Below are 6,760 nucleotides of genomic sequence, written 5' to 3'. Positions count from 1 at the left end.
GCGGCGGGGGCGGGCGGGGCCCGGGGGGGGCCCCCGCCGCGCCCCCCCGTCTCCGGCGCTCGCGTACGAGAGCGCCGGGTCGACGTCAGCGGGCTCGCGGCTCGAGTGCGGTGCCGATCCACTCGACGATGCTGGCCGCGATGCGCGGGTCGACGGGGCGCCGCGCATCCCTGCGGTAGGTGCGCAGGGAGGCGCTCGGCTGGGTGCGAAGAATGTGGCTCAGGCCGTCGAGCACCGCAGCGCGGGTGGTCGCCGAGCGCAGCTCGGCGATCCTCGGGGTGTCCTCCGGCGGCGACTGCAGGTCGTACTCGCCGCCCAGTGCGAACATGGGCTGGGCAGCGGCGGCGAGGTCGTCGCTCGGGTCGTACGCCATGAACTCGCGGTACCAGCGCGCGTTGACGCGCACCCCGCCCATGCGCTCGACGTCCTTCGTCGTGGCCAGCAGTCGCGTGCGATTCTTCTCGGTCGCCTTCTCCAGGTCGGTGCGCAATGCGCGCAACACGAATCGCACCGGGCCCGGAATGTCTGCCGCGATCATGCGTGACTGCCACCGCAGCACCTCGAGCCCCGACCGGGCGTAGCCCGAGAGGAGCACGGCACCGGCAATGGCGGGCCGCTCGACGGCGACGCGCGCAGCGATTGCGGTGCCTTCGCTGTGTCCGATGACGATCACGGGCAGACCGTGCTCGAGCGCATGATCCACGACGGCGCAGGCATCGTCGACGAGGTCGTGCAGACCCGACGCGAGGAAGTCGCCGCTCGACTCGCCCACGCCGCGCTTGTCCCAGCGCATGCTCGCGATGCGGTGGTCGGCCAGGCTCTCCGAGAGCTCCCGCTGGATGCCCAAGGCCAGGCCGCGCGCATCGCCGTCGCGGTCGAGCGGGCCGCTGCCGGGCAGCAGCACGGCGATCGCCCGGGCGTCGGCGGGCATCACCAGCTCTCCCGCGAGCTCGACCGCCGCCGACACGCGCAGTGCTGAGGCCGTGGGACGGCCAGCCAGTGCTGCCCTGATGCGGTCGTGCGCCGCGTCCGCATCGTCGAGAGAGACGACGACGTCACGCACGCGCCCCGAGGAGGCCGTCAAGCGCAAACCCGGCCCCCTGCCCCACACGATGCCGACGGTGGAGCCGGAGCGTCGACGCCATGTTCCGACCTTCGCATAGCCGGGCAGCCCGAGCCCGGGCGCACGCAGGCCGCGCATCGCGGCATAGGCGTCGGACACCACCTCGACCGAGGCGAGATGAGCGAGCGGGATGCGGATGTCGCCACGGACGGCGAAGACTCTCTCCCGCGCGCGGAGCCTCACCGCGACCTCACGGGAATCCACATCGATCGTTGCCATGTCAGGGTCCTTTCCCCCAGAGCTTTATTGTTATCAAACATGATAACATAATCATGATCGATACTATAGATATCGAGATCGGAGGCTCCGTGTCCAGCGCCGACCTGCTCCTGCACCCCGTCCGACTGCGCATCGTCCAAACGATGCTCGGCCGCGACACGCTCACCACCCGCGAACTCGCCGCGCATGTCGCCGGCGTCGCCCCCGCGACGCTCTACCGCCACGTGAGTGCGCTCGTCGACGCCGGAGTGCTCGACGTCGTCGCCGAACGCAAAGTGCGCGGTACGGTCGAGAGGTCTCTGCGCCTGCGCGTCGCGCAGGCCTCTGTATCAGCCGACGATCCGCAGCTCGCCGACCCCGCAACGCTCCGGGCCGGATTCCTGGCCTACCTCGGCAGCCTCGCGGCACTCTTCGACCGTTACCTGGAGGGCGAGCGCGGCAACCTCGAGGAGGACCTCGTCGGTTTTCGACAGGTCGCCGTGCACGCGACCGACGAGGAGTGGCGCGAGGTCATGGCCACCGTGCGAGCAGCGCTCGCCCCGCTGGCCGAGCGCGAGAGCGCGCCCGCCAGGGCGCGACGCCGTGTGCTCGGCACAGTGAGCCTGCCCGTGCCGTAGCCAGCACCCGAGCGCGGGCGACGCGCGATCAGTCGGTGCCGGTGTCGAACGCCGCGCCCTCGCCCGCGGCGTCGAAGGCCTCGCTCAACGCGTCCCGCGCATCCGGGTCGGCCGGATCGAAGAGCTCGTCGGCGTGGCCGGCCGTGATGCGCCCGACAAGCTTCGCCGTCGCGCCGCCGATCATGCGCTGCGCGGCATACTGCTCGAGGCGCGCCCGCGAGTCCGCAATGTCGAGGTTGCGCATGGTGAGCTGGCCGATGCGGTCGGTCGGGCCGAATGCCGCGTCGCCGACGCGCTCCATGGAGAGCTTCTCGCCCGCGTACGAGAGCGCGGGGCCGTCGGTGTCGAGAATCGTGTAGTCCTCGCCGCGGCGTAGGCGCACCGTGACCGTGCCCGTGACGGCGGAGCCGACCCACTTCTGAATGGACTCGCGCAGCATGAGCGACTGCGGGTCGAGCCACCGGCCTTCGTACATCAGACGGCCCAGACGACGACCCTCAGCGTGGTAGTTCGCGATCGTGTCCTCATTGTGGATCGCATTGAGCAGGCGCTCGTAGGCGAGATGCAGCAGGGCCATCGCGGGCGCCTCGTAGATGCCGCGGCTCTTCGCCTCGATGATGCGGTTCTCGATCTGGTCGCTCATGCCGAGGCCGTGGCGACCACCGATCGTGTTGGCCTCCATCACGAGGTGCACGGGGTCGCCGTACTCGACGCCGTTGATCGCCACCGGGCGGCCCTCGGCGAACTCGATGGTGACATCCTCCGGGGCGATCTTCACAGACTCATCCCAGAACTTCACACCCATGATCGGCTCGACCGTCTCGAGCGAGACGCTCAAGTGCTCGAGAGTCTTCGCCTCGTGAGTGGCACCCCAGATGTTCGCGTCCGTTGAGTACGCCTTCTCGGCGGAGTCGCGGTACGGCAGTCCGTGGGCGACGAGCCACTCGCTCATCTCGGTGCGACCCCCGAGCTCGGTCACGAACTCGGCGTCGAGCCAGGGCTTGTAGATGCGCAGGCGCGGGTTGGCGAGCAGCCCGTAGCGGTAGAAGCGCTCGATGTCGTTGCCCTTGTAGGTGCTGCCGTCGCCCCAGATGTCGACGCCGTCCTCCTTCATGGCCTGCACGAGCATCGTGCCGGTGACGGCGCGACCGAGCGGAGTTGTGTTGAAGTAGGCGCGGCCTCCCGAGCGGATGTGGAACGCGCCGCAGGCCATGGCGACGAACCCTTCCTCGACCAGCGCCTCCTTGCAGTCCACGAGGCGGCTGATCTCGGCGCCGTACTCCGTGGCGCGGCCCGGAACCGACTCGATGTCGTCTTCGTCGTACTGCCCCAGATCGCCCGTGTAGGTGCAGGGCACCGCGCCTTTGTCGCGCATCCACGCGACAGCGACGGAGGTATCGAGCCCTCCGGAGAAAGCGATGCCGACGCGCTCGCCGACGGGCAGGGAAGTCAGAACCTTAGACACGCCCTCCACCCTAACGGCGCTCGACGGGGCTCCCCTCCGCAGGCGCCACCGTTGACGGCGCGGGTGCGTCCGGCCGCGGTGAGAACTTCCCGGTGGCCGCCAGCACGATGACGAGCACGAGCGGCACGATCCAGCCGCTCCACCCGAGCACGGTCGCCTGCGTGGTGTCGATCACCTCGCCGGCCGCGACGAAGATGATCGAGAAGCCGGCCGCCGCGTTGAAGGCTCCGTGCGCGAGCGCGGGCGCCCAGACGGTTCCCGACCTGATGCGCAGCCAGCTGAAGACGGCTCCGATGACGATGCACATTCCGCACATCGCGGCGAGCCCGAGCCACCCGGGCGCCAGCGCGTAGTTGTATCCCAGCAGGATCAGCGGGGCGTGCCAGAGCCCCCAGATGACGCCAGAGATCAGGATTGCCGGCAGCACGCCGAGCGGCAAGAGCTTCGGCAGCAGCCAGCCGCGCCAGCCGAGCTCCTCCCCCATCGCCGGGACGAGGTTGATGAACGCGCCGAACAGCACGTTGACGAGCTGCAGCGCGACGAGCACGCCGATCGGGATGGGCAGCGGTGGGGCTCCCGACGCCTCGAGCTGAGCATCCAGTGCCGCCTGGAAGCCGCTGAAATTCACGAAGTCGGCCGGATACACGCCCAGAAGCGCCCCGATCGGCAGTGCCACGAGAATGAGCGAAACCGGCACGACGATCGCGAGAGCGAGGTAGCCCAGGAACCGCCCTGGGCGCCCGAGCGGCCACAGCCCGAGCGTGCGGGCACGGTTCGCTGGCTTCTCGACGAAGAACACGACCACAAGCGCCGCGATCGCCGGCGTCGTCATCATGAGCACGGCGATGAGCCCGAAGAACGGACTCGCCAGCCCGTCTCCGAGCCAAAGCAGCAAGGCCACGAGCCAGCTGAGCCCGAAGGCGAGGGCGAGGAAAATCACGACGAGGCGCACGGCACAGATACTGGCATCAGCCTCGCCCTTTTCGCATCCGTCGCGCGACGGAAACCTCGGGGAAACGGCATCACCGTACGGTGGAGGGGCGTCTGGCAACGGCCTGCGCCCCGGCATCGAGGAGGAGAGCGTGTACCGATCGAGCCGGATGACCGCTCCGCGCCTGCTCGTGATGCTCCTGCTCGGCACGCTGGGGGTCGGGTTCGGCGCCGCAGGCACCGCCACGGCAGCTAGTGCGACCGGCCCAGGTCTCCCCAGCACCTCGGAGGAGGACCCCAGCGCGCCCATCGTCTACGACGGCGGCATGAGGCTCACCTCCTCCGACGGCTTCACCGTCGACATCACGGCGCGTCTCACGATCGAGTGCGACGCGGCCGACGACTGCACCGCTCTCGTCACCGTGACCGGAGGAGACTTCGTCGCGTCGCCGACCAACGACCGGGCGCTTCCGTACTCCGGCGGCCGCGCGAGCGCCGACCTGCCCTACTACGGTGACATCTGCCAACTGCGCTTCATCGGCGCAGGAGCCGTCACGGTCGAGGCGACAGCCGACTCGGCCTCGGTCACGCGGCAGTCCGCCCCGGTCTCGACGTCCTGCCCTGACGGCTCCACGGCGACCGCGTCCGCCGCCACGGTCAGCGGCACCCTCGCCTACGTCTCCGGCCCGTCCTGCCGCAGCGACGGTACGTGCCCGACGCCCACGCCGACGCCAACCCCGGCGCCCACGGCGACGCCGTCGCCCTCACCCACGGCCGAGGTCGTCGACGCCGACCCCGGCGCTGGCGCGCGAGACAGCGCCGACCCCGGCGTGCTCTCGACGCTGCGGCCCTTCCGCGCCGCTGCGACCCTGCCAGCGGCGCTGTGGAGCATCACGGGCGCGATCGTGCTGAGCATCCTCATCGCCCTCCCCACCGTGCTGCTCGACGCGACGAGCGAGCGCATCACCGAGCGGGCGGAGCAGCGTCGGCTCGCTCGCGGTCTCGCGCCCGCCGATCCCTCCGCCAGACCGCCGCTCACGGTGCTCGGCTGGCCGGCCGCACTCGCGGGACTGCTCGTCGCTGCCGCCGCCTCGACGTACGTCGACCCCGAGTTCGCCTTCGACGCCGTCGGCTGGCGCACAGCAGCGGGCATCCTCGCGGGCTTCCTGGTGGTGATCGCCCTCGGGTGGGCGCTCGTCGTCGCCGTCATGCGGTCCATTCGACCGCAGTGGAGGCCCCGCATCGAGTTCCGACCGCTCACCCTCCTCTTCGTCGTCACCGCGGTCGCGTTCAGCGTGGTCAGCGGGTTCCAGCCCGGCGTGGTCTTCGGCCTGGTCGCGGGGGTGGGGTTCGCGGGCGCGATCAGCGCGCGGGCGCGCGCCGGCTCCACCCTGCTCCTGGTCGGGTTCATGATCGTCGCCGGTGCGGCGGCGTGGGCCGGGTACAGCCTGGTCGCCCCCTCCGTCGAGAACCCCGACCTGCTGCTCCTCATTGCGATCGAGTGCCTCTCGGCGATCACCATCGCGGGGTTCTCGGCGCTCCCGATCGCTCTGCTGACCCTCCGGGGGCTCCTCGGGCGCGCTGTATGGCAGTGGAGCAGGCTCTCCTGGATCGCCCTCTACGCGATCGCCGTCGGCGCCTTCCTCTTCGTGCTCATCCCGCTGCCGGACTCCTGGCAGTGGGTCGAGCTCGACTACGTCGCCTGGGGCATCGGGTACGGCGTCTACTGCCTCGTCGCCGTCGTCGCGTGGGCGCTGTCGGCGCGCGGCGCCGACGCGAGCACTGCTGCTACCGCGACGCCGACGTCTTCGCCGCCTTCGCCGCGCGCTTGACCTCGCGCACTTCGGCGAGGGTCTCCGGGCTCCTAATGTCGGCGACCGAGCGGCGCGCACCCTCGACGCCGTAGTCGCCGGCGACCTCTCGCCACCCTGGCGCATCGACACCGTACTGCTTGCCGAGTAGCGCCAGGAAGATGCGCGCCTTCTGCTCGCCGAAGCCGGGCAGAGCCCTCAGTCGCGTCAGGATCTCCCGACCGTCGGGCTCGCCCCGCGTCCACAGCGCGGCGGCGTCGCCCTCCCACTCGCTGACGAGCTGCGCGCAGAGGGTCTGGATGCGCGCCGCCATCGAGCCGGGAAAGCGGTGCACGGCGGGCGACTGCGCGCACAGGGCGGCGAACTGCTCCGGGTCGTGCTCGGCGATCGTTCGAGGGTCGAGACTGCCCAGACGATCACGAATCTTCGCCGGACCGGCGAAGGCGACCTCCATGGCGACCTGCTGGTCGAGGAGCATGCCGAGGAGCAGCGCAAGCGGCTCCGACGACAGCAGACGGTCGGCGTCGACATCGCCGGTGATGTGCAGATCGTTCGTCATGCCTCCATCGTCGCACCTGAGAGCGGCATCCGTCAT

At 70.4% G+C, this 6,760-nt stretch carries 6 protein-coding genes; 2 read left to right on the top strand and 4 right to left on the bottom strand.

What is annotated here, in order from left to right:
- Positions 1-85: 85 nt before the first annotated feature.
- On the bottom strand, positions 86-1,342 hold the full coding sequence (locus tag RJQ01_RS01130; RefSeq protein ID WP_350474851.1) for an alpha/beta hydrolase: 1,257 nt from the start codon (positions 1,340-1,342) through the stop codon (positions 86-88).
- A gap of 53 nt (positions 1,343-1,395) precedes the next feature.
- On the opposite strand from RJQ01_RS01130, the gene RJQ01_RS01125 reads away from it, so the two are divergent.
- Positions 1,396-1,959, top strand: a complete 564-nt coding sequence (locus RJQ01_RS01125; RefSeq protein ID WP_350474850.1) for a helix-turn-helix domain-containing protein — start codon at positions 1,396-1,398, stop codon at positions 1,957-1,959.
- Between the two features lie 28 nt (positions 1,960-1,987).
- Here RJQ01_RS01125 and argG read toward each other — a convergent pair whose 3' ends face one another.
- Both argG and RJQ01_RS01115 read right to left on the bottom strand, forming a co-directional pair.
- On the bottom strand, positions 1,988-3,424 hold the full coding sequence (gene argG, locus RJQ01_RS01120; protein ID WP_350474849.1) for an argininosuccinate synthase: 1,437 nt from the start codon (positions 3,422-3,424) through the stop codon (positions 1,988-1,990).
- A 10-nt stretch (positions 3,425-3,434) separates the two neighbouring features.
- Positions 3,435-4,376, bottom strand: a complete 942-nt coding sequence (locus RJQ01_RS01115; RefSeq protein ID WP_350474848.1) for a CPBP family intramembrane glutamic endopeptidase — start codon at positions 4,374-4,376, stop codon at positions 3,435-3,437.
- A gap of 130 nt (positions 4,377-4,506) precedes the next feature.
- Between RJQ01_RS01115 and RJQ01_RS01110 the strand changes: the two genes are divergently transcribed.
- Positions 4,507-6,186 carry a hypothetical protein gene (locus RJQ01_RS01110; RefSeq protein ID WP_350474847.1) on the top strand — a complete coding sequence of 560 codons (1,680 nt, stop codon included), beginning with the start codon at positions 4,507-4,509 and terminating at the stop codon, positions 6,184-6,186.
- Here the strand turns inward: RJQ01_RS01110 and RJQ01_RS01105 are convergent.
- Positions 6,143-6,724 carry an HhH-GPD-type base excision DNA repair protein gene (locus tag RJQ01_RS01105; protein ID WP_350474846.1) on the bottom strand — a complete coding sequence of 194 codons (582 nt, stop codon included), beginning with the start codon at positions 6,722-6,724 and terminating at the stop codon, positions 6,143-6,145. The two genes, RJQ01_RS01110 and RJQ01_RS01105, sit on opposite strands and share 44 nt — an antisense overlap.
- Positions 6,725-6,760: the final 36 nt, after the last annotated feature.

Origin of the sequence: Microcella sp. (assembly GCF_040286215.1) — a bacterium.
Classification (GTDB): domain Bacteria; phylum Actinomycetota; class Actinomycetes; order Actinomycetales; family Microbacteriaceae; genus Microcella.
Note: the sequence above shows the minus strand (reverse complement) of the source record. Positions and strands in the feature narration are given on the sequence as shown.

What these genes read in the sequence shown, in the direction of transcription:
- RJQ01_RS01130 (WP_350474851.1), bottom strand. Translation starts at nt 1,342, where the DNA reads ATGGCAACGATCGATGTGGATTCCCGTGAGGTCGCGGTGAGGCTCCGC.
- RJQ01_RS01125 (WP_350474850.1), top strand. Translation starts at nt 1,396, where the DNA reads ATGATCGATACTATAGATATCGAGATCGGAGGCTCCGTGTCCAGCGCC.
- RJQ01_RS01105 (WP_350474846.1), bottom strand. Translation starts at nt 6,724, where the DNA reads ATGACGAACGATCTGCACATCACCGGCGATGTCGACGCCGACCGTCTG.